The following is a 21,800-nucleotide window of genomic DNA, read 5'->3' as shown; positions in this document are numbered from 1 at the left end:
GATGCGCCTCAACGAAGTGACCTATACCGATGCCCAGCCCGTGGACGGGTACGGCCCCGGCTTCTTCCGCATCGGTGGTGAGGTTCACCACGGCAGCCTTCTGACAGGCCCGCGCGGCACCGCGCCCTGGGGCGGCTACACCGACGCCGCGCCGCTTCTCGACCTCGCAGAGGCCATCGACGTTTTGTTCATCGGCACCGGCAAAGAGCTGTCCCACATTCCCGCCGATCTGCGCCGCACGCTCGAGGACGCAGGCCTCGGCGTCGAAATCATGAATTCCTCCGCCGCCTGCCGCACCTACAACGTGCTCCTCTCCGAAGGCCGCCGCATCGCACTTGCCCTCATCCCTGTCTGACCCCACACCCTCTTCATCTTTTCCCAAATACTCCGGGGAGCGCGAGGGGCTGGCCCCTCGCTCCGGCATCCCGGTACACGTGCAACCCTGGCATGCTGCGGCAAATCCCACCTTTTGCCCCCGCCGCCAATGGGATAAGCGGAACCCATGACACTGACCGTGACCGACCTTGCCATCACCCGCGGCGGCGTACCCGTGCTCGAGGGGCTCAGCTTTGCGCTGGAACCCGGCCGGGCGCTGATCCTGCGCGGGCCGAACGGCATCGGCAAGACCACGCTCTTACGCACGCTTGCCGGGCTGCAGCCGCCGCTGGCAGGTAGGGTCGAGGGCGCCGAGGACACGATCGCCTATGCCAGCCACTCCGACGGGTTGAAACCGACACTGACCGTGGTCGAGAACTTGCAGTTCTGGGCCGCAGTTTTTGGCGCCAAGAGCATTCAGACCGCGCTCGACGCGTTTGCGTTGAACGATCTCGCCGACCGCCACGCTGGCAATCTCTCGGCCGGGCAGAAACGGAGGCTTGGCCTGTCGCGGCTGCTGGTCACGGGCCGCCCGATGTGGATGCTGGACGAGCCCACCGTCTCGCTCGACCGCAACGCGGTGACAATGTTTGCCGATGCCGTGCGCGGCCATCTGGGGCAGGGCGGCTCGGCCCTGATCGCCACCCATATCGACCTTGGCCTGGACGGAGAGGTGCTGGATGTGGGCCCCTACAAGGCCAAACCAAAACCCATCGATGATTTCGACGGAGGGTTCCTGTGATCGCCCTTCTGCTGCGTGACTTGAAACTGGCCTTCCGCGCCGGTGGCGGTTTTGGCCTGGGCCTGGCCTTTTTTCTGATCGTCACCGTGCTGGTCCCGTTTTCCGTCGGCCCACAATCCTCGCTGCTGGCCACCATCGCCCCGGGCGTGTTGTGGCTGGGGGCCTTGCTGGCCTGCCTGCTGTCGCTCGACCGCCTGTTGGCGCTGGATTGGGAGGACGGCTCGCTTGATCTGCTGGCCACCGCGCCGTTACCACTGGAATCGGTGGTCACCATCAAGGCGCTGGCGCACTGGATCACCACTGGCCTGCCGCTGGTGCTCGCCGCACCCGTACTGGGTGTGCTGCTGAACCTACCGGGGCCGGGCTATTTCTGGCTGGTGGTCTCGCTGGCGCTTGGCACCCCAGCGCTCAGCGTCATCGGCACCTTTGGTGCCGCGCTGACCGTGGGGCTAAAACGTGGCGGGCTCTTGCTGTCGCTGCTGGTGTTGCCGCTCTATGTGCCCACGCTGATCTTCGGCGCCGAAGTGGCCCGGCGCGGGGCAACCGGGATGGAGACCGCCACGCCGCTTTTGATGCTCGCTGGGATCACCGCCGCCGCCATCGCGCTCTTGCCGTTTGCCAGCGCCGCCGTACTGCGGGTCAATTTGCGGTGACCGCCCTGCCGCTGTTGATCAATGTCAATTGAGAAGCCCCCCGTTTCGGACTAGATAAGGCCCATGTCTATCGCAGCCAAAGCCAACGCCCTCTGGGAATACGCCAACCCCAAGAAGTTTCTGGCCACGACCGAGCGCATGCTGCCCTTTTTCTGGGTCGCCTCTGCCATCTGTCTGGTGGTGGGGCTCGTGTGGGGCTTTTTCTTCACGCCTGACGATTACAAGCAGGGCTCAACCGTCAAGATCATCTACCTGCATGTTCCCTCGGCGCTGATGGCGATCAATTGCTGGCTGATGATGCTGGCCACCTCGCTGGTCTGGCTGGTGCGCCGCCACCATGTCAGCGCGCTTGCCGCCCGCGCCGCCGCGCCCATCGGCATCGTGATGACGCTGATCGCACTGGTGACCGGCGCGATCTGGGGCCAGCCCATGTGGGGCACCTGGTGGGAATGGGACCCGCGCCTGACCTCGTTCCTGATCCTGTTCCTGTTCTATCTGGGCTACATGGCTCTGTGGGAAGCGATTGAGGACCCCGACACCGCCGCCGATCTGACCTCGGTCCTGTGTCTGGTGGGGTCGGTCTTTGCGCTGCTCAGCCGCTATGCGGTGAACTTCTGGAACCAGGGCCTGCATCAGGGCGCCTCGGTCATGCGGGCCGCCGCCGTGACTGGCACGGATACCGAGGAGAAGGTGAGCAACATCTTCTTCTACCCGCTGCTGATGTGCATCGTTGGCTTCGTCCTGCTCTTCATCGCATTGGTCTTTTATCGCACCGGAACCGAGATCCGGGCGCGTCGGATCAAGGCGCTTCTGGCTCGTGAAAGGGTGAACGCATGATGCCCGATCTGGGAAAATACGCCGACACGGTGCTGTCGGCTTATGCCGCTTCGCTGCTGCTGCTGGTGGCGCTGGTGGCGTTCAGCATCTGGCGCGGGCGCAAGGTGCGGGCCGACATGGAGAAGGTGGAACAGAGGGTGTCGCGCCATGGCTAGGGTCTCCCCCCTGATGATCGCGCCGCCGCTGATCTTTGGCGCCTTCGTGGCGTTGGCCGCGGTGGGCATGTTCCGCGACGACCCCGAGGCACTGCCCTCGGCGCGCGAGGGTCAGCCCGCGCCGCCGGTGGTGATGACCGAATTCCCCGGCAAGGCGGGGTTCGACGACGCCATCCTGCGCGATGGTGAGGTCAAGCTGGTCAACTACTGGGCCAGCTGGTGCGCCCCCTGCCGGGCCGAACACCCGAACCTCGAAGCGCTGTCGGAGGAGGGTATCCCGGTCTATGGGGTGAACTACAAGGATCAACTGGCCAACGCCGAATCCTTTCTCAACGAACTGGGCGATCCCTACCGCGCCATTGGCCGCGATGAGCAGGGGCGCATGGGGCTCGACTGGGGCGTCTACGGCGTGCCCGAAACTTACGTGATCGACGGCGAAGGCACCATCGTGCTGCGCTTTGCCGGCCCGATCACGCAACGGGTGATCGAAAAGACCATCCGCCCCGCGCTGGAAAAAGCCGCCCAATAAACCCGGCGCCGTTTCCGAACGGAGCGCGCCTACGGCGCGCGCTCGATCCCTGATTGGCGCCAGTGACGACGGCGTGCCTCAATCCAGCCGGATCGCCTCGTCAAACCAACCGCTTCGACCGAGGCGAACCCCACATCTTCTTCTGTTCAAAAATATCCCGGGGGAGTCGCGCCCTGCGCGACGGGGGCAGCGCCCCCAATTCCCAACGCCCATAAAGCGCGGAAACGAAAAAGCCCCGGCGCGATGGCCGGGGCTTTGAAGGCTTAGCTGGCCTTGGCCAGATTGCGCAGCACGTAATGCAGCACACCGCCGTTTTCGATATATTCGATCTCGGGCGCGGTATCGATCCGGCATTTGAGTTGGATCACCTTCTCGGACCCATCCGCGAAGGTGATGGTGCAGGGCACTTCCTGCAGCGGCTGGATGGTGTCCAGCCCGCTGATCGAGACGGTCTCATCCCCCGTCAGCCCCAGCGACTTGCGAGTGTCGCCGCCGGTGAACTCGAAGGGGATCACGCCCATGCCCACCAGGTTCGAGCGGTGGATACGCTCGAAGCTCTCAGCGATCACCGCCTTGACGCCCAGCAGCGCCGTGCCTTTGGCCGCCCAGTCGCGTGAGGACCCCGCACCATACTGTTCGCCACCGAACACCACCAGCGGCGTGCCCTGTTCCTGATAGGCCATCGAGGCGTCGTAGATCGAGGTCTGTTCGCCATCGGGGCCTTTGGTGTAGCCGCCCTCAACGCCGTCCAGCATCTCGTTCTTGATGCGGATATTGGCGAAGGTGCCGCGCATCATGATCTCGTGGTTGCCACGGCGCGAGCCGTACGAGTTGAACTCGCGCGGCTGCACCTGACGGTCCATCAGGTACTTGCCTGCGGGCGTGGTGGTTGCGAAGGAGCCCGCAGGCGAAATGTGGTCGGTGGTGACCATGTCGCCGAGGATCGCCAGAACCTTGGCGCCTTCGATGTTCGAGATCGTGCCCGGCTCATGCCCCATGCCCTGGAAATAGGGCGGGTTCTGGATATAGGTCGAGGTTGCGGGCCAGTCATAGGTCTCGGCATCGGTGGTCTCGACACCCTGCCATTTCTCATCGCCCTTGAAGACGTCGGCATATTTCGACTGGAACGCCTCGCGGGTCACGGTGCTTTCGACCAGATCGGCGATCTCCTTCTGGGTCGGCCAGATGTCTTTCATGTAGACATCGTTGCCGTCCTTGTCCTGACCGAGCGGTTCCGAGGTCAGGTCGATATCTAGCGTACCAGCCAGCGCATAGGCCACCACAAGCGGCGGCGAGGCCAGATAGTTGGCGCGCACGTCGGGGCTGATCCGGCCCTCGAAGTTGCGGTTGCCCGACAGAACGCTGGTGGCGACCAGATCGCCCTCGGCGATGGCTTCGCTGATCTCCTGCTGGATCGGGCCCGAGTTGCCGATACAGGTGGTGCAGCCATAGCCCACGAGGTTGAAGCCGATCTTGTCCAGATCCTCCTGCAGGCCGGCGGCCTCCAGATAGGCGCTGACAACCTGTGAGCCCGGCGCCAGCGAGGTCTTGACCCACGGCTTGCGGTTCAGACCCAGAGCAGCGGCCTTGCGCGCCACCAGACCAGCGCCGATCATCACGTAAGGGTTCGAGGTGTTGGTGCAGGACGTGATCGAGGCGATCACCACCTTGCCCGATTCCATGGTGTAATCCTCGCCCTTGACGGCAACCTCCTTGCCCATGGGGCGCTTGAAGGTCTGGTCCATTTCTTTCGAGAAGGCGGATTTGGCATCGGTCAGCGCCACGTAATCCTGCGGGCGCTTGGGGCCCGAGATTGCAGGCACGATGGTGCCCATGTCGAGGCTCAGCGTGTCGGTGTAGATCGGCGCATAGTCTGCGTCACGCCAGAAGCCGTTTTCCTTGGCGTAGGCCTCGACCAGCGCGATGCGGTCCTCGTCGCGACCGGTGTTGCGCAGGTAGCGGATGGTCTCGCCGTCGATCGGGAAGAAACCACAGGTGGCGCCGTATTCAGGGGCCATGTTGGCGATGGTGGCGCGGTCAGCCAGCGGAAGACGGTCCAGACCCTCGCCGTAGAACTCGACGAACTTGCCGACCACGCCCTTGGCGCGCAGCATCTCGACCACCTTCAGCACCAGGTCGGTGCCGGTGGTGCCTTCCATCATCTCGCCGGTCAGCTCAAAGCCGATCACTTCGGGGATCAGCATCGAGATCGGTTGGCCCAGCATCGCGGCCTCGGCCTCGATCCCGCCGACACCCCAGCCCAGAACGGCCGCGCCGTTGACCATGGTGGTGTGGCTGTCGGTGCCGACCAGCGTGTCGGGATAGGCGACCTCATCCCCGCTCTGGTCGGTGTCGGTCCAGACGGTCTGGGCCAGATATTCCAGGTTCACCTGATGGCAGATGCCGGTGCCGGGGGGCACCACGCGGAAATTGTTGAAGGCGCTCTGGCCCCATTTGAGGAACTGGTAGCGTTCCATGTTCCGCTCATATTCGCGATCCACATTCATCTGGAACGCGCGCGGGTTGCCGAACTCGTCGATCATGACCGAGTGGTCGATGACCAGATCGACCGGGTTCAGCGGGTTGATCTTTTGAGCGTCACCTCCCAGCCCCTTGATGCCGTCGCGCATCGCGGCCAGGTCCACAACAGCGGGAACGCCGGTAAAGTCCTGCATCAGCACGCGGGCCGGGCGGTAGGCGATCTCGCGCGGGTTCTTGCCGCCATTGGCGCCCCATTCGGCAAAGGCCTTGATGTCGTCGACTGAGACGGAAAAGCCGCCATCCTCGAACCGGAGCATGTTCTCCAGCACCACCTTGAGCGCGGCAGGCAGGTTCGAGAAATCACCTAGGCCCGCCTCTTGCGCAGCGGGGATCGAGTAATAAGAAATGGATTTGCCATTCACGCTCAGGCTGCGGCGTGTCTTGGCGGTATCCTGTCCGACTTTGATGGGCATCGGGTGGCCTCCCTCTCAAATGACGTGGATTACGGGATTCGCTGAGCGCTAGATGCATCACACGCGGCCCCGGTTCAAGGTCCAAGACGGGGGGTGCGGCAATTTTTGTATACCATTGCACACAAAAGTGTCGATTCCGGCGGTAAATCACCGAAGTCTCAAGAAACCTTGATTGGTCAAAGCGCCGGGGCAGGAGTAGACCGAAAGGAAAGCTCACATCCGAAAGCCGCCAATATGACTGCCCTGAAGACCCCGCTCACCCTGTTCTGGATGACCCTCGCCACTGCCGTTGCGGCCGGCGACAACCCTGTGGTGGTCGAGCTTTATACCTCGCAGGGCTGCTCGTCCTGCCCGCCTGCGGACGCGCTGATGCACAAGCTGGCCGAGCGCGAGGATGTGATCGGTCTGGCGCTGCATGTGGATTACTGGGACTATATCGGCTGGAAGGATGAATACGCGAAGCCGAGCCATACCAAAAGGCAGCAAGGCTATGCCCGGTCCGGCGGGCGGACGATGATCTATACCCCGCAGATGATTGTGAACGGGCAGGAGGACGTGGTCGGTGCGCGCGGCATGGAACTGATGGACCTGATCGCGCAGCACAAGGCCGAGGCGCCGGTGGCGCAGGTTTCGGCGGCGCGTGCTGGCGAGGCTGTCACCATTGCGATGCAACCGCTGTCGGGGCCGGTCGCGGGGGACTATGTGGTGGAACTGGTGCGCTACACGCCAATGCGCCATGCCTCGATCCGGCGCGGAGAACTTGCAGGGCATGAGCTGGACTATGCCAACGTGGTCGAAAGCCTGGATGTGGTCGGGCGCTGGGACGGGCAGGGGGCGGCAGAGCTGACCGTGCCGGTCTCGGACGATCTGCCTGCCGTCGTGCTGGTGCAGAGGGCGGGCCACGGCCCGATCATCGCTGCCGCGCGGGTCGAGTGATCAGGGCATGTCCTCGGGCTGTACGCCCAGGCCGTTCCACGCCTTCCAGCGGCGGTGAATCCAGAACCACTGACCCATGTGCTGGCGCACCATCGCTTCAAGATCATCGTTGATGAACTGGGTCATCGTCTTGGGATCGGAATGCGGCACCGGGTCGTGTAGCACGATCTGGAAATCCAGCCCGTTGGGTTTGCGCACCGCGTAGCAAGGGATCATCACTGCATCGTATTTCAACGCCAACTCGGCGTTCAGCACCGAGGTGACGGCGGGTTTGCCGAAGAATGTCAGCTCTTCACCGCCATGGGCGTGCAGATCCGAGACGATGGCGATAATGCCGCCTTTCTTCAGTGATCGCACCATCTCCATCATGCCGCGGCGGCCCTGTTCGAACATCGGCTCGCCCGTGCGGTGGAAGGCATCCACGTAGACATCGTTGAAATAGGGATTGGCCATGCGGCGATAGAGGCAGCCGATGGGTTTGCCGCTGCGGGTCTGCAGCGCCACCCGGGCGGCGAGGTAATGGCCGAAATGGGCGGTGATCATCATGATCGGGCGGCCTGCTGCGATGGCGTCATCAAAAGCGGCGATGCCAGGGCCGGTCACTTCGGCATTGCGTTGCCGGGCACTGAATTCCTCGGGCGAGAAATGTTCCATGATGGCGCGGCCCGCCGTGTCGGGCACGTCGCGGCAGATCTGCGCAACCTCCGCTTCGGGCAAGTCGGGGCAGGTGAGTTTGAGGTTCTTGCGGATCCGCCTGCGGAAGCCCACCAGCGGTGCGACTGCGCGCACGATCGTGCCCATTGCGCCAATGCGACGGTTATAAGGCAGCAGGTGCATCGCCTTGATCACGCCCTGCAGAAATAGGTTCGCGACATAATACTTCCCGCGTTCAATGCGGCTGAGTTCCGATTTTTCGACGGGCATGCGGCGATCTCACTGAATTTGCGTTTCGCGATGCCAGACATACAGACCCGCCCCAGCGATCACAAGCGCGCCGCTGATGGTCCAGATATCGGGATATTCGTTGAAGAACAGAGCGCTCCACAGCGCGGCGAAGGCGAGGCCGCAATAGGCATAGGGCGCGAGCATCGCCGCCTCGCCCAAGCTGAAGGCGCGGATCAGCAGCATCTGGGCCAGAGTGCCAAACCCGGCGACCAGCGCGATCAGACCCCATCCTGCCACATCTGGTGTCTGCCATTGGGCGGGCGCAATCAGGCTCAGCAGCAGGGTTCCGACCAGTCCGGTGTAAAAAAGCGAGGTCCACGGGTCCTCGTCCGGACCCACCCGACGGGTGAGCAGTGCATAGCCCGAATAGCAGATCGCGGCGCCGAGCGGGTAGAGGGCCGCCGGTTGGAACACGCCCGAACCGGGCCGGATGATCAGCAGGGCGCCGAGAACCGCGATGGCGATTCCGATCAGGCGGCGCGGGCCCAACGCCTCGCCCAGCAGCAAACCGGCGCCCAGTGTGATCAGGACCGGGTTCAGCGACATCAGCGCGGTGGCGTCGGTCAGCGGGATGCGGGTGAGGCCGGTGAAGAAGAACCCGGTGGCGCCCATCAGCAAGAGTGAGCGCAGCAGTTGCAGCACCGGATAGCGCGTGCGGATCACTTGGTGCAGCCGGGGCAGAACCAGCACCAGAACCAACGCCATCTGCCCCGCATAGCGGACCCAGAGTGCCGACATCACGCCAATCCTTGGCGCCAGCGCCTTGACTGAGGCATCCATCAGCGAAAACGACAGAATGGCCAGGATCATGAACAGGATCGGGCGGTTGGCGCCGCCGCTCATGACGTGCCCGTGAAACGCGGATGGTTCTCACACACAGCGGGTCCAGGGATTTGGTGGGCAGGGAAAAGCCGGGTCATGCGCCTTGATAGGCTGCACTATCCTGCCTGTCCATCAGGTGCAAGCAGTGCGCGTCCAGTCAGGCTTCCTCTTCCTCGGGTTCGACCAATGTGATGGCGCCTTCATCCAGTAGAGCGCGGATGGCGCCGACCACCTCGGTCATGGCCTGTTCGGCATCAGCCTGCTTGACCTTGCCGCGCTCACCCATTTCTTCGCGCAGGTTGTCGGCCATGCGGCTGGAGATGTTGGCCAGAACGAATTCCGCCGCCGCCTGATCGCCCTCGGTCTGTGCCCCGGCCAGCGCGTTGATCAGCACCGCCTGATCGACGCCACGGATCACCGCAGGCACGTCGCGCGGCGCGATGCGGGTGGGGATGTGGGCAAAGGTGAAGATCACCTTGCGCACGGTATCGGCAAACTCCGCATCCTCTTCGTCCAGCGCGTTCAGCAGCCCGTCGCGGGTGGCCGCCGCCGACTGGTTCAGAATCGCCCCCACCCGCTCTCCGGGGGCGTCCTTGAAGGCGGCGATGGGGCGTTGATCGAGCTGGGCGGCCAGTGACCAGCCGATGCGATCCACTGCCTCGGGCGTGACCTTGCCGGTCTGCGATACCGCATAGGTGATCCGCCGCGCCACCGGGCCGGGCAGCTGTCCCAGCAGTTCGGCAGCCTTGGCGGTGTCGAGCTTCGACAGCATCACGGCGGCGACCTCGGTGCTTTCGGCCTGCGCCATGGTGGCAAGTTCCTCGGCGTCGAGCGCGCGCAAACGCTGCCAGGGGTCGCCGATCTGGCGCACTCCGGCCTCTTTGCGCAGGCGCGCGGCGGTGGTGGGGGCGATCTTGCCGTTCATCGCATCGAGCGCTCCGGCCAGACCATGGGGGAAAGACAACCCGACCCCGGCCAATGCGTCGGAAAACTCGCGCGCGACCGAGGCAAGCGTCACCCGGTCCACCAGTCCCATGCGGCCCATCTGGTGGGTCAGTGTCTCTTGCAGGTCCTCGGGCAACTCCTCCAAAGGGATGTCCGCCCCTTCGGTCAGCAGCAGCCGCACCACGATGGCGGCCTTTTCCCGCCCGCTCAGTTCACGGGGAACGACTCGCTCTTCCTCGGCCCCCGCAACAGGTGCGGGCGTCCCGCCCGGAACGCCCGCATCAAGCTGTATCAGCGCATTGTTGTCCTGCATTCGCCTGCGTCACCCAGCACTTGTCAGTTCCGCAGTCACGTTACCGCAGGCCGGGTAAAGAAAGGCTGAACCTCAGTAGCTGTAGGTGATCCCGGTCCGGATCGCCTCGCGCAGCGAGGTTTCGGCCCACGTGCCTTCGCCACCGCGCGCCTTGATCTCGCGCCACTGGGCGATCGCCAGATCGGTCTTGCCCTCGGTCACGAAACCCTGCGCCATGTAGCTGCGGGCAAGGATGTTGTCGGGATTTTCCGAAATGGCCTTTTCGTAAAAGACATTTGCCAGTTCCAGCTCGCCCATCTTGCGATAAGTGAAACCCCAATAGGTCAGCACCCGGTCGTCGTTCTGGTCCGGCATGACACGCAGCACGTTCTGCGCGTTCTCGTATTGGCCGGCATAAGCCAGCTCGCGCGCGGCCTGATAAAGCTCTTCTTCGGTGAAATTGGTCTTGTTGGGCCGGACGCAGCGGCCACGGTCCTTATCCCAGACCCGCCCGAACAGGCATTTCTTGGTGGTCTTGGTCGGTTTCGGCGGGTTGGAATCTCCACCTGCGGCAAGCGCCAACGTCGGCGTAATTGCAATGGCTGCCACCGCGATCATGTGTCTAATCATTTTGCTCGTCTCCTATGTCCCATGAACTGAACCAGGTCATTGGTGGGACCGTTAACCTAATACCCCGCAGTTTCCACAGTTCCGGGCCGCTGTCACCTAAGAATAAAGTGAATGAATAATCTCGGCAGGTCGCGTGTTTTTAGAGTTGGTACCCGGTGCCGACTGCGTGGTTTGCGGTCGATCGCCGGGCTGTCTGAGTAACGAGTCTGACCCGGAAATTTCAGCCGGGTGGTGTGTGAAGCGAAAATGTCTAGTCCGGGTTGCAGCCCGACAAGTCATTGAACGGGGCCCGGTGAATGCCGGGCCCTTTTTTTACGGTCAGGCGCCGAACACGCGGGCAAAGATCGTGTCCACATGCTTGGTGTGATAGCCGAGGTCGAATTTCTCTTCGATCTCCTCGGCGCTCAGCGCGGCGGTCACTTCGGCATCGCCCAAAAGCTCGGTCTTGAAGTCCTTGCCTTCTTCCCAGACCTTCATCGCGTTGCGCTGGACAAGGCGATAGGCGTCCTCGCGGCTGACACCGGCCTGCGTCAGCGCCAGCAGCACCCGCTGGCTCATCACCAGACCGCGGAACTTGTTCATGTTGGCCAGCATGTTCTCAGGGTAGACCACCAGCTTGTCGATCACGCTGGTCAAGCGGGCCAGCGCGAAATCCAGTGTGACGGTGGCATCGGGACCGATGTTGCGCTCGACCGAGCTGTGCGAGATGTCGCGCTCGTGCCAGAGCGCCACGTTCTCCATTGCCGGCACCACCGCCATGCGTACCAGACGGGCCAGGCCGGTCAGGTTCTCGGTCAGCACCGGGTTGCGCTTGTGCGGCATCGCGCTGGAGCCTTTTTGCCCTTTCGAGAAGAACTCTTCGGCCTCCAGCACCTCGGTGCGCTGCATGTGGCGGATTTCGGTTGCGACGTTTTCGATGGACGAGGCCACGACACCCAGCGCGGCAAAGAAAGCCGCGTGACGGTCCCGCGGGATCACCTGCGTGCTGATCGGCTCGGGCTCCAGCCCCATCTGCTTGCAGACATGTTCTTCGACCGCCGGGTCGATATTGGCAAACGTGCCGACCGCGCCGCTGATCGCGCCGGTGGCGATCTCCATCCGTGCTTTTTTCAGACGGTTCAGGTTGCGGTCCATCTCGGCATAGAAGCGGGCAAAGGTCAGGCCCATGGTGGTGGGCTCGGCGTGAATGCCGTGGCTGCGGCCGATACGGATGGTGTCCTTATGCTCGTAGGCGCGGCGCTTGAGCGCGGCCAGCAGGCCCTGCAAATCCTCGATCAGGATATCGGCAGCGCGTACCAGCTGCACGTTGAAGGTGGTGTCCAGTACGTCCGAGCTGGTCATGCCCTGATGCACGAACCGGGCCTCGTCATTGCCGATGATCTCGGCCAGATGAGTGAGGAAGGCGATCACGTCATGCTTGGTCACCGCCTCGATCTCGTCGATGCGGGCCACGTCGAATTCCACGTCCTGGGCTTTCCACACGGCTTCGGCGTTTTCTTTCGGGATCACACCCAGCACGGCCTGTGCGTCGCAGGCATGGGCCTCGATCTCGTACCAGATGCGGAACTTGGTCTCGGGGCTCCAGATGGCAACCATGTCGGGGCGGGAATAGCGGGGGATCATTGGCAGCGGCACCTTTTTGTGATTGGCATGAGGCGTTGGCGCGGGGTTTAGACTCGCGCGGGTCGGTGGACAAGGCAGGAGAGCGCGGATGAGACGGTTTGCCCTGATTGTGGCCTTTTGGCCGGGGGTTCTGATGGCCGAGGGGTTCCAGCGGCTGACTGGCGACGAGATTCTCGAGGCGCTGTCGGGCCGTAAACTGAACTATGAGGGCGGCGCTTCGCAGACCTTTGAGCCGTCGATGCACACCCAGTATTTCTCGGGCGGTCCGAGCGCGGGGATCTGGGCGGTGCAGGAGGATCAGTATTGCTCGCTCTGGCCGCCCTCGGATCTGTGGGCTTGCTATGACATCGAGCGCAACGGCGATGTGATCCGCTTTATTGGCAAGGGTGGGGACACCACCGACGGGGTTTATGCCGAATGACGGGACCTGAGCGGATCGAGGATTTTGAAGGGGGCTGGACCCTTCGCCGCGTGATCGACGACCGGTTGTCGGGTCAGGTGCTGCGTGCGGAGGGAACAGCGACGCTGCGTCGCGGCGAGGGTGAATACGTCTATGATGAAGAGGTTGTCCTGCAGGTTCCCGGGCAACAACCCATGCGCGGAACCCGCCGGTATCTGTGGCGCGGGGCGGCGGATCATATTGCGATCCACTTTGAAGACGGCCGGTTTTTCCACAACTTAGCGCTGGGACAAGCCAATCCGGCCGATCACCATGATTGCCCACCCGACAGCTACGATGCGGCCTATGACTTTTCCACCTGGCCCCGCTGGAGCGTGCGCTGGAGCGTGTCGGGCCCGCGAAAATCCTATGAAATGCGGACCGAATTTACGCCGCGATAGCGTAATCATCTTGCAGGAAACGCCCTGAGAGGGCATTGCTGTAACCAAATATCCGTCTGAACTGGGAGACACGAGAGATGAACACAAGCGTTCTGGCTGACGCAATCGGCCCGCGCGAGGGGACGGCCCTGCGGGTCAAACAGGTGGTTCTGGTTGCCCTGGGCATTGTTGCCCTGGCGGTGGCTGCCAAGATCAAGGTGCCGATGTGGCCGGTTCCGATCACCATGGGCACATTCGCCGTGCTGACCATCGGCACCGCCTATGGCGCGCGCCTCGGACTGGCCACGATGGTGGGTTACTTGCTGATCGGCGCGCTGGGCTTTGACGTCTTTGCCGGTTCTTCGGCCGAGAAATTCGGCCTGACCTACATGATGGGCGGCACCGGCGGTTATCTGGTGGGCTACCTGCTGGCCACAATCCTGCTGGGCGCGCTTGCCGCTCGCGGCTGGGACCGCTCATTTGGCAAGATGGCGCTGGCGCTGGTGCTGGCCAATGTCTTGATCTACGTGCCGGGCCTGCTGTGGCTGGGTCAACTCTATGGCTGGGACAAGCCGATCCTAGAATGGGGCCTGACCCCGTTCCTGGTGGGTGACGCGATCAAGCTGGTGCTGGCCGCCGTGCTGATCCCGGGCTTGTGGAAGCTGGTGGGCGACGCCCGCGGCTAAAGCCCGACATATCCCATGACACAGGGCCCGGAGCGCGTCTCCGGGCCCTTTTTCGTTTACTTTGCATCTCCACCGCAGGATGCTCGATGCAATTAGAACGAAAGTGAGAGATATGCGACACGTCCCCAGATTTATCCGATCCTCTGTTGCCGCATTGGCGGTGATCCTCGTCCCGGCGCTGGCCTGCGCCGACATGCCGGTCGTCTACAAAAGCGATGGCCAGGCGCTGTTTCGGCTGAACGCGCCCGATTTCTGGCAGGTGCGCGCAGGCGGGCCGCGTGTGATCACCCCTCCGGATTCGGACGAAGCGCGGCTGATCAACCGGGTGATCGGGCTGGAGCCGGTCGCAGAGGGCGGCGTGTGGGTTGGGTTCATGTCGCCGCACGGCGTGGCCAATTTCGAGCAGGCGCGGGACTATCTGCGCAATATCGGCAGATCGGTTGTCGATGACCCGCAGGTACAAAGCGAAAGCCGCACCCGTGTCGGCGGTTTGCCTGCCGCGAGATACGCGGGCACCGGGCGGCGCGGCGGGCGGGCGGTGAATTTCACCGCCGTGCTGATCGATCTTCCGGGCAACCGCGTGGCAATCTCGATGGCTGTGATCGAGGGCGGGGCGAACCCGGATCTGGTCGAAGATATCAACACCATTTACAGCTCGTTCCGGGCAGTGCGCTGAGGGAGGATGACATGACACGCACCTTCAGAAAACTCGTTCTCGTTGCGGTTCTGGGACCCGCTGTTCTGGCCATGACGGCCTGCGATCCGACCTATTCCGGCGGCGGCTCGATCTATTACGACTCATTGCTGTGGAACGATTATTACTATGGGTATCCACGCCCGCCGCGCCCCGACCGGCCAAATCCGCCAGACCGCCCGCATCCGCCGGTCAGGCCCGAGCATCCGATTGCCAGACCGCCCGTCGCGCGCCCGCCTGTGGCCCGGCCTCCGATCCACAGGCCCCCGGTGGCGCGGCCGATGCCAGCGCGCCTGCGGTAGCCGTGACCGGGCCGGTGCCTGTTCAGGCGGGTACCGGCTCGTCCAGTTCGGTGGTCACATGCGAGGAGCCTTCGAGTGTCCGGTGAACCGGGCACTTGTTGGCAATCTCCAGCAGCTTGGCGCGCTGTTCACGGTCCAGCGGCCCTTCCAGACGCACCCGGCGGATGAAATGGTCGATCTTGCTGTCGGCGCGCATCCCGGCATCCTGCGCGTGCACCTTGTTGTGGCTGACATCGACGCTGACATTGGTCAACGGCCAACCCTTGCGGCGGGCATACATCCGGATGGTCATCGAGGTGCAGGCGCCAAGCCCCGCCGAGACAAAGCCGTAGGGCGACATGCCCCGGTCGGTGCCGCCGTATGAGACCGGCTCGTCCGCAAAGACATGGTGATCGGGGCCGGACTGCACGTCTTGCAGGAACCCGCCCGGATCGGCCTCGGTCACCCGCACGATGCCCTCTGGCGCGCCGGGTGGCGGGGCGGGCGGCGACAGGTCCACATAGCGCGACACCCAGGCCGAGATCACGTCGGCGGCGTATTCGGCATCCTCGGGGCGCGAGATCAGGTGGTCGGCATCGTCGAGCGTGACAAAGCTCTTGGGGTGCTTGGCGGCCAGAAAGATCTGCCCCGCATTGTCGATGCTGACCGTGGTGTCACGCGGGGCGTGCAGCACCAGCAGCGCCGCTTTCAGGTCGCCGATTGCGGCGTTGAGGGACGCCTCGGAGATATCCTCGACAAAGGCCTTGCCGATGCGGAAGGGGCGCCCGCCAAGCGTCACGTCCGCGGCGCCATCGGCCTGAATCTGGGGCAGGGCGTCTTCGAAATGATGCGAGACATGGCCCGGATCGGCGGGCGCGCCCAGCGTCACGACCGCCATGATCGACGGAATGCCGGCCCGCGCGCGCAGCACCGCTGCGCCCCCCAGAGAATGGCCGATCAGCAAGGCGGGCGGCATGTTGCGCCCGGCCAGAAACTGCGCCGCCGCGATCAGATCCTCGACATTCGAGGTGAAGGTGGTGTTGGCAAACTCCCCCTCGGAGTGGCCCAGCCCGGTGAAGTCGAACCGCAGCACCGCAAAGCCCATCGCCGCCAGCCGGGCCGAGATGCGGCGGGCGGCGGGTATGTCCTTGGAGCAGGTAAAGCAATGGGCAAACAGCGCGGTGGCCAGAACCGGCCCATCGGGCAAATCCAGACGCGCGGCGAGTTTGCTGCCATCGTGACCGGCAAAAGTGATGCGTTCCGTGGGCATGGTGGCTCCTTGAGTTGTGGGCGGTTCCAATACTGTGCACGGGGACTGTGGTCCTCAACCCTTATGTCAGAGGCGTCACGGGAAGGTGAGAATAGGGCAGACCGTGTTGAAGTCTGTATTTGTGTCGCGGCTGCAGATGCTTGTGCAACGAGGTGGCTCAGTTATCTTGTCTCGCGGTCGGTTAACGAGGCTCTCACGAGACCCTTCCTGCCGCCGACGGTTCGATCCGTGAGGTGATAGGCGGTGTCGATTTTTCTGGTGAGCAGAACTCATCAAGATCTGTGATTGATGATCTCTCAAACATTCAATTTCATTATCTCCATGACGTACCCACATTACCGATGCACTGAGACATCTGTAATGGAGGCCCAAAATGGCACATACGGCATCCGCGCCGCACGGCGCAGGAGTACGGCCCGGAATTCTTCTTGCGATTGTTCTGGCCGGAGCGATCGGCTTTGCCCTAGGTCAAAGCTGGCCTGTTGGCACCGGCACGACCACGCCCACGGCGCAGCCGGTACTTGAGGATTGGCACGGCAACGTCATGCGGTCGCACTGGCCGCAGTGAAGCCTCAGGCCAACCCCATAAGGCGTTCGTCAAAGGGGTAGGTGGTCAGGTTCTCGTACCCGTCCTCGGTGATCAAAACCTGATCTTCGAGCTTGATCGAGAAATCGCCGCCTACCTCACCTACACAGGCCTCGACACACAGCACCATGCCGGGTTCGAGCGGATAGTCATAGGCGCCCTCGACCGCGTGATCGGGATAGGCGACCAGGGGCCATTCATCGCACAGGCCCACGCCGTGCATCAGGCAGCCATACTTCTGCGCCTGGAACTTGTCATCGAGCCGGTGCGAATTGGCGGTCAGTTCCGGGATGGTCACACCGGGCTTCAGCATCTCCATGTTGGTCATGATGTGCTCATGCGCGTGCTGCATGGCATAGATCATGTCGGGGCGCGGCTTTTCGTCCCCGATCCACCAGCTGCGCGAGATGTCGATGCAGATGCCGTATGAACCGATGAGGTCGGTATCGAAGGAAATGATCTCGTTCTTCTGAGTGATGCGCGGCCCGCATTCCTGAAACCACGGGTTGCTGCGGGGGCCCGAGGCCAGTAGCCGGGTCTCGATCCACTCGCCGCCGCGCTTGATGTTCTCGGCGTGCAGCACGGCCCAGATATCGTCCTCGCATGTCTTGCCGTCGCCCACATTGGCGCGCGCGAATGCCTCCATCTCGGCCACCGCCGTCTCGCAGGCATGATTGGCGCAGCGCATGGCCAAGATCTCGTCTGGGCCCTTGATGGCGCGGGTCTTTTCGGTGACTTCCTCGCCTTCCATGATCTCGAAACCCTGCGCCTCCAAAGCGCGCAGGCCGTGCAGCATGATCTTGTCCACCGCAAGCCGCATGTTGCCACCGCCATGCTCGGCGATCAGGAGGCGGATTTCGTTCGACAGCTTGTCGGCGGCGACATCCACCTTGTCGCCCCGGTCGAAATAGAACAGGTCGGCGCCTGAGCGCTGTTCGCGGACCAGCGGGTTGAAGGTGGAAAGAAACGGTGACTGCTTGTAGTCCCAGATCACCATGTAGCCATCGGCGCACAGCAGCAGGGCGCGGAACGGATTGTGAGTGTTCCAGAGCTGCATGTTGGTGCTGTCGGTGGCGTAGCGGATGTTGAGCGGGTCGGACATCAGCAGCCCGCCATAGCCGCGATCGACGATGGCCTGTGTCAGCCGCTTCCAGCGATACTCGCGCATGCGTTCGAGGTTGGGCAGTTCCAGCCCCGCCGCCGCCCATTCGGTAAATGCAAGCTGGGTTGGGCCGATCTCGACCCGGTCATTGTCATTCGGGGTTCCATCACCCAGGGACGCGCCACGGCTGGGGTCGATCTTGCGGGTGTCTCGATAATGCGTGTTCACGGCGGGCCTCTCTGCTTGCCGGGCAAGTCTGCTGGGCATGATCGCCCGGGTCGCTCCGGATTGCGACCGGGGGGCGGTCGTTTTTTGACCGACAGGGCCAGTGTGCAATGCTAGATCAGGCGCATGAATGCGATTCTGCAGAAATCAATCCCTTACGACCCGTTGATCGCGCGCCCGCTGCCGGGCATTCAGCCGATTTCCATGGAGGATTGGCTGCATCGGGACGACGCATTTGCCGCGCAGATGGCACGGCGGGCTGAACTTCTGGCCGGGCAGCGGGGTGAGGTTCTTGCCATGGATGAGGGCGCCCGACCCGCGGCGCTGGAACTGCTGGAACTTGTGCTGGCGCAGGTCTACCCCGGCGCGCGTGAGCGGGTGCGGCGACCCGATGGGGTCGAGGTCGGGATCGACCGGGATCGGCCCCTCGACACGCTCTGCCTGCTGGTACAGGAGGATTTCTACATCCTGCAGAAACTGGGCGACGGGCATGTGCTGACCGGCGCGATCCTGTGCTTTCCGGCCAGTTGGACGCTGTCCGAGAAATTCATGCGCCCGCTGTTCGCCATCCATACGCCGGTGGCCAGCTACGACGTGGATGTCGCCCGCCGGGTCCAGCGCCTGTTCGACGGGGTGCAGCCCGGGCGTCCACTCTGGCGCTACAACGCGTTGTGGTATCCCGACCCCGAACTGCACCAGCCGCGCAGCTTGCTGGCGCCGCGCCCTGCCAGCGACCGGGTCGATGCCCGCTATCTGCGCAGCGAGCGACAAAGCCTGCTGCGGCTGCCGCAAAGCCGGGCGGTGGTGTTCTCGATCCACACCTATCTGCTGGACCGCAAGGACCTGCCCGGGGTTGCGGGTTAGGGGGGCTCAGCCCCCCAGATAACCCGCCGCTTCGGCAAAAGCGCCGCTTCGTTGCAGCGCGATAATGGCCGCCGTGTAGGAGAGCACCTGCGTGTTCAGGCGAAAATCCTCGCCTCGGATCAGATTGACTGCGGCCAGTGAAAGGGCCACGGGGGCCGACAGCGACATCACAAGGCCGGTCATGCACCAACTGGTCAGGCGCTGAATGTCATTGCGTTCTTCGCTTTTGACCTCGTTCGTGGTGTCGGGGAACTCGACCGGTTCCGGCTCCGGCTGGGCGCGAAAGGAGAGGGCGAGGATCTCTTCTTCCCCAAGTTTGATGACCTCCGGCTTGCCTTCGGGTTCAGGAAGGTCCGTATCTTCGCCGATATCAACTTCGGTAAACGGGCCGCAAACGGACCGAAAGGCCTGCCGTCTGCTGCGTATCCGGCGTGGTGAGAGGTTGGCGAACGTGCCCATGAACTGATCGATGGACAGAGCCGAGTCAGGGGCAAGCCACTCAACCTGTTCCACCGCACAAAGATCGATCATCCGATACAACATGACGACCAGCATCAATTCGGAAATCTCGCGGTCATCCAGAAGTTCTGAAACAGGCGTCAGGGAAATGACCAGCCGATTTCTGAGGCGGGAAGGGCGTTTGATCCTCACCCCGTTCAGACCGGCTGCACGGTCCAGCCGCCGATGCCGGTCTTCGGCCGTTGGCAGATCGGTTTCCAGGTTTAGACGGACAAGATATTGGCTGGAAACGATGCGCGCCTCATGCGCGCTCAGGAGAGTCTGTCTTTCGATCAGGTGACCATAGTCTTCCAATGTCGCCGCTGCGATACGACCGAAGCGGTCCAACGCTTCGTTACTTTCACCCAAAAACACTAAACCACCGTGATACCTGCATGTCTGCGTCACAGTGAGAATCCTCCTTGACGTGTACTCAAGGTTATACTTCTACCGGAAGATGTAGAAAAAAGTTTGACTGAACCGAAGATGGCTGGGTGAAATTCGGCATTTTTTGAGCGATTGGTCACGAATTGGAAACCAATAAAATATGACTTAACGGTTTGGCTCGTGTCGAAACCATGTCCTAATTGCGGCAAAAAATTGGGCGCGATGCCCTATCTAGCCGTCGATGCGACTCGCCATGATGGCAATGGCCTTTTGATAGACCGAGGCGGCATTCCATTGCTGGATCACGGCGAAATTCGGCTGCCCGGTCTGATAGCCACGACCGGGTTTCCAGCCCTTCTGGCGCAGGAAATTCGCGGTTGAGGCCAGCGCGTCGGTGAGGTTGTAGAAATCGACCCGGCCATCGCCATTTGCGTCGACGCCGTAGGTCATCGCGTTGCCGGGCAGGAACTGAGTATGCCCAAGCTCGCCATGTTTTGCCCCCTTTGTCGCCATGGTGATCGCCCCCTGATCCACCAACTTGAGCGCGCCAATGGCGTGCGGAATGAAGAAGTCTGAGCGGCGGCAATCATAGGCCAGTGTCGTGATTGCGGAAACGACCTGACTGTCGCCCATGAAACGGCCGAACCCAGTTTCCATGCCGTGAATGGCGATCAGGATACCGGCGGGAACGCCATATTGCCTCTCAAGCGCGGCATAGAATTGCGGATTGGCCGCCTTGCGCTTGCGGCCCTGCGACACGATCGCATTGGCTCCGCGCACCTGCATGAACTTCTCCAGCGAATACTTGAAGCTCTTCTGGTTGCGGTCGGCGGAAATCGTGCGGGTTGCGTATTGTGTCTGAGCCAGCGCTTTCAGCCCCGTCTTGCGCACACCCGAGCGCCGGGCCTGTTTGGCGAAATCCTTTTTCCACGCTTCAAATCCCGCGCTCGTATTACCGCAATTGGCGGCAGAGAGCGGAGCAGGGGCGATGAACAATGCAATGAGCAGGGACAGGGTGATCGGGCGCATGAACAGGTCTCCGGGTCAGGCAGGTCAGGGCAGGGTCGGGGCGAGCACGAAGAGCGCCTTGAGCGCATCGCCCGGCTCGACCCCCGGCAGCGCGGCGCGGAAGATCTCTTCCATCGTTCCGTCGGCATACATCTGCGACAGCACCCCGTCGACCAGCAGTTGGAACTCATCGTCGCCCTTGGCCAGCGCCAGCCCGTGTTTCTCGATGGTCAGGATTTCCTGAGACATCTTGAATCCGTCGGTCAGCCCGGCAGCGATGTAATTGGCCAGCAAGATCGACTGATCGGCGAAATAGGCATCGATCTCACCCGCCGCCAGAGCCTTGATCCCGGCGGGATGCGAGGCAAAGCGCACCATTTCGGCCTCGATCCCCGCAGCGGCGAACGAGTTCGTGACCGCCTCTTCGGTGGTGGTGGCGCTGCGCATACCAACCTTCTTGCCCGCAAGCGAGGCCAGCCCGGTATCCGCCGCGCGGGGCAGCAGGACCGCGGTACCATCCACATAGGTCGGGATAGAGAAATCCACCTTTTCGCGCCGCGACAGCGTGATGGTGGCCGCCCCGCATAGCAGATCGATCTCGCCCGAGGCTACCTTGTCGAACCGGTTGTTGGGCTCGACGGGCAGGAATTGCACGTTGAGCTCCGACAGCTTCAGCCGGTTGGCGATGGCCTGGGCAATCCGGTCGCAGACCCGTGGCGAGTATCCGTCGGGCCGGTTCTGATCGTTGACATAAGACAGCGGTGCGGCATCGGTACGAAACCCGAAACGGATTTCGTTGTTGGCCTTGATGCGGTCGAGGGTCTGGGCAGAGACGCCGGTTGCCAGCACGGCGGCAGTCAGGGCCAGGGAAAGAATGCGCATGAAATCTTCCTTGATAGGTGAATTCGGCGACCACCCTAGCGGCACATCCACGCGTCTCAA

25 protein-coding genes are annotated in these 21,800 nt (G+C 62.9%); 14 read left to right on the top strand and 11 right to left on the bottom strand.

Features of this window, described 5'->3' with window-relative positions:
* Window position 1: 1 nt before the first annotated feature.
* From AB3N21_RS10945 to AB3N21_RS10920, 6 genes are all read left to right on the top strand, one after another.
* The gene (locus tag AB3N21_RS10945) at window positions 2–355 is read left to right on the top strand and encodes an Mth938-like domain-containing protein (protein WP_367935269.1); all 354 of its coding nucleotides are present in this window, start codon (window positions 2–4) and stop codon (window positions 353–355) included.
* A 147-nt stretch (window positions 356–502) separates the two neighbouring features.
* Complete coding sequence (ccmA, locus tag AB3N21_RS10940; RefSeq protein WP_367935268.1) at window positions 503–1,117, top strand: heme ABC exporter ATP-binding protein CcmA; 615 nt, start codon at window positions 503–505, stop codon at window positions 1,115–1,117.
* The gene (gene ccmB, locus AB3N21_RS10935) at window positions 1,114–1,770 is read left to right on the top strand and encodes a heme exporter protein CcmB (RefSeq protein ID WP_367935267.1); all 657 of its coding nucleotides are present in this window, start codon (window positions 1,114–1,116) and stop codon (window positions 1,768–1,770) included. The genes ccmA and ccmB overlap by 4 nt, the downstream gene beginning before the upstream one ends.
* A gap of 63 nt (window positions 1,771–1,833) precedes the next feature.
* Window positions 1,834–2,607, top strand: a complete 774-nt coding sequence (locus AB3N21_RS10930) for a heme ABC transporter permease (RefSeq protein ID WP_367935266.1) — start codon at window positions 1,834–1,836, stop codon at window positions 2,605–2,607.
* Complete coding sequence (ccmD, locus tag AB3N21_RS10925) at window positions 2,604–2,762, top strand: heme exporter protein CcmD (RefSeq protein WP_367935265.1); 159 nt, start codon at window positions 2,604–2,606, stop codon at window positions 2,760–2,762. Before AB3N21_RS10930 ends, ccmD begins: the two co-directional genes overlap by 4 nt.
* Window positions 2,755–3,291 carry a DsbE family thiol:disulfide interchange protein gene (locus AB3N21_RS10920; protein WP_367935264.1) on the top strand — a complete coding sequence of 179 codons (537 nt, stop codon included), beginning with the start codon at window positions 2,755–2,757 and terminating at the stop codon, window positions 3,289–3,291. The genes ccmD and AB3N21_RS10920 overlap by 8 nt, the downstream gene beginning before the upstream one ends.
* A 263-nt stretch (window positions 3,292–3,554) precedes the next feature.
* On the opposite strand, the gene acnA is transcribed toward AB3N21_RS10920, so the two are convergent.
* Window positions 3,555–6,245 (bottom strand): aconitate hydratase AcnA, encoded by a 2,691-nt coding sequence (acnA, locus tag AB3N21_RS10915; protein ID WP_367935263.1) that lies wholly within the window; start codon window positions 6,243–6,245, stop codon window positions 3,555–3,557.
* A 234-nt stretch (window positions 6,246–6,479) separates the two neighbouring features.
* On the opposite strand from acnA, the gene AB3N21_RS10910 reads away from it, so the two are divergent.
* Window positions 6,480–7,181 carry a DUF1223 domain-containing protein gene (locus AB3N21_RS10910; RefSeq protein ID WP_367935262.1) on the top strand — a complete coding sequence of 234 codons (702 nt, stop codon included), beginning with the start codon at window positions 6,480–6,482 and terminating at the stop codon, window positions 7,179–7,181.
* Here the strand turns inward: AB3N21_RS10910 and AB3N21_RS10905 are convergent, their stop codons facing one another.
* The 5 genes from AB3N21_RS10905 to purB form a co-directional block, all read right to left on the bottom strand.
* Complete coding sequence (locus AB3N21_RS10905) at window positions 7,182–8,105, bottom strand: lysophospholipid acyltransferase family protein (RefSeq protein WP_367935261.1); 924 nt, start codon at window positions 8,103–8,105, stop codon at window positions 7,182–7,184. It lies immediately after the preceding gene.
* A gap of 9 nt (window positions 8,106–8,114) precedes the next feature.
* Window positions 8,115–8,969 (bottom strand): DMT family transporter, encoded by an 855-nt coding sequence (locus AB3N21_RS10900; RefSeq protein ID WP_367935260.1) that lies wholly within the window; start codon window positions 8,967–8,969, stop codon window positions 8,115–8,117.
* A 136-nt stretch (window positions 8,970–9,105) separates the two neighbouring features.
* Window positions 9,106–10,206 (bottom strand): flagellar motor switch protein FliG, encoded by a 1,101-nt coding sequence (locus tag AB3N21_RS10895; protein WP_367935259.1) that lies wholly within the window; start codon window positions 10,204–10,206, stop codon window positions 9,106–9,108.
* A gap of 72 nt (window positions 10,207–10,278) precedes the next feature.
* Window positions 10,279–10,815: a tetratricopeptide repeat protein gene (locus tag AB3N21_RS10890; RefSeq protein WP_367935258.1), complete on the bottom strand. Its 537-nt coding sequence runs from the start codon at window positions 10,813–10,815 to the stop codon at window positions 10,279–10,281.
* Between the two features lie 318 nt (window positions 10,816–11,133).
* Window positions 11,134–12,438 carry an adenylosuccinate lyase gene (purB, locus tag AB3N21_RS10885; protein WP_367935257.1) on the bottom strand — a complete coding sequence of 435 codons (1,305 nt, stop codon included), beginning with the start codon at window positions 12,436–12,438 and terminating at the stop codon, window positions 11,134–11,136.
* An 88-nt stretch (window positions 12,439–12,526) separates the two neighbouring features.
* Here purB and AB3N21_RS10880 point away from each other — a divergent pair, with 88 nt between their 5' ends.
* The 5 genes from AB3N21_RS10880 (at window position 12,527) to AB3N21_RS10860 (ending at window position 14,939) form a co-directional block, all read left to right on the top strand.
* Window positions 12,527–12,859 carry a hypothetical protein gene (locus AB3N21_RS10880; RefSeq protein ID WP_367935256.1) on the top strand — a complete coding sequence of 111 codons (333 nt, stop codon included), beginning with the start codon at window positions 12,527–12,529 and terminating at the stop codon, window positions 12,857–12,859.
* A complete protein-coding gene (locus tag AB3N21_RS10875; protein WP_367935255.1) occupies window positions 12,856–13,278 on the top strand; it encodes a DUF6314 family protein in 423 nt (140 codons plus the stop codon). Before AB3N21_RS10880 ends, AB3N21_RS10875 begins: the two co-directional genes overlap by 4 nt.
* Before the next feature lie 77 nt (window positions 13,279–13,355).
* Window positions 13,356–13,943 (top strand): biotin transporter BioY, encoded by a 588-nt coding sequence (locus AB3N21_RS10870; RefSeq protein ID WP_367935254.1) that lies wholly within the window; start codon window positions 13,356–13,358, stop codon window positions 13,941–13,943.
* 112 nt (window positions 13,944–14,055) lie between these two features.
* Entirely contained in the window at window positions 14,056–14,619 is a 564-nt protein-coding gene (locus AB3N21_RS10865; RefSeq protein WP_367935253.1) for a hypothetical protein, read from the top strand.
* 11 nt (window positions 14,620–14,630) lie between these two features.
* The gene (locus AB3N21_RS10860) at window positions 14,631–14,939 is read left to right on the top strand and encodes a hypothetical protein (RefSeq protein WP_367935252.1); all 309 of its coding nucleotides are present in this window, start codon (window positions 14,631–14,633) and stop codon (window positions 14,937–14,939) included.
* 22 nt (window positions 14,940–14,961) lie between these two features.
* On the opposite strand, the gene AB3N21_RS10855 is transcribed toward AB3N21_RS10860, so the two are convergent.
* Complete coding sequence (locus tag AB3N21_RS10855; RefSeq protein WP_367935251.1) at window positions 14,962–16,188, bottom strand: alpha/beta fold hydrolase; 1,227 nt, start codon at window positions 16,186–16,188, stop codon at window positions 14,962–14,964.
* Window positions 16,189–16,561: 373 nt separating this feature from the next.
* Between AB3N21_RS10855 and AB3N21_RS10850 the strand changes: the two genes are divergently transcribed.
* Window positions 16,562–16,756, top strand: a complete 195-nt coding sequence (locus AB3N21_RS10850) for a hypothetical protein (RefSeq protein WP_367935250.1) — start codon at window positions 16,562–16,564, stop codon at window positions 16,754–16,756.
* A gap of 4 nt (window positions 16,757–16,760) precedes the next feature.
* Here AB3N21_RS10850 and dddP read toward each other — a convergent pair whose 3' ends face one another.
* Entirely contained in the window at window positions 16,761–18,104 is a 1,344-nt protein-coding gene (dddP, locus tag AB3N21_RS10845; RefSeq protein ID WP_367935249.1) for a dimethylsulfonioproprionate lyase DddP, read from the bottom strand.
* Window positions 18,105–18,227: 123 nt separating this feature from the next.
* Here dddP and AB3N21_RS10840 point away from each other — a divergent pair, with 123 nt between their 5' ends.
* Window positions 18,228–18,965 (top strand): DUF3445 domain-containing protein, encoded by a 738-nt coding sequence (locus AB3N21_RS10840; protein WP_367935248.1) that lies wholly within the window; start codon window positions 18,228–18,230, stop codon window positions 18,963–18,965.
* A 6-nt stretch (window positions 18,966–18,971) separates the two neighbouring features.
* Here the strand turns inward: AB3N21_RS10840 and AB3N21_RS10835 are convergent, their stop codons facing one another.
* The 3 genes from AB3N21_RS10835 to AB3N21_RS10825 all read right to left on the bottom strand — a co-directional run bounded on the left by AB3N21_RS10835 (window position 18,972) and on the right by AB3N21_RS10825 (window position 21,740).
* Window positions 18,972–19,871, bottom strand: coding sequence for a hypothetical protein (locus AB3N21_RS10835; RefSeq protein ID WP_367935247.1), 900 nt, complete (start codon window positions 19,869–19,871; stop codon window positions 18,972–18,974).
* Window positions 19,872–20,081: 210 nt separating this feature from the next.
* Window positions 20,082–20,879 (bottom strand): lytic transglycosylase domain-containing protein, encoded by a 798-nt coding sequence (locus tag AB3N21_RS10830; RefSeq protein WP_367935246.1) that lies wholly within the window; start codon window positions 20,877–20,879, stop codon window positions 20,082–20,084.
* 24 nt (window positions 20,880–20,903) lie between these two features.
* Window positions 20,904–21,740, bottom strand: coding sequence for an amino acid ABC transporter substrate-binding protein (locus AB3N21_RS10825; protein WP_367935245.1), 837 nt, complete (start codon window positions 21,738–21,740; stop codon window positions 20,904–20,906).
* Window positions 21,741–21,800: the final 60 nt, after the last annotated feature.

Origin of the sequence: Ruegeria sp., from assembly GCF_040830605.1 — a bacterium.
Taxonomy (GTDB): domain Bacteria; phylum Pseudomonadota; class Alphaproteobacteria; order Rhodobacterales; family Rhodobacteraceae; genus Ruegeria.
This window is presented reverse-complemented; position numbering and strand designations above follow the sequence as displayed.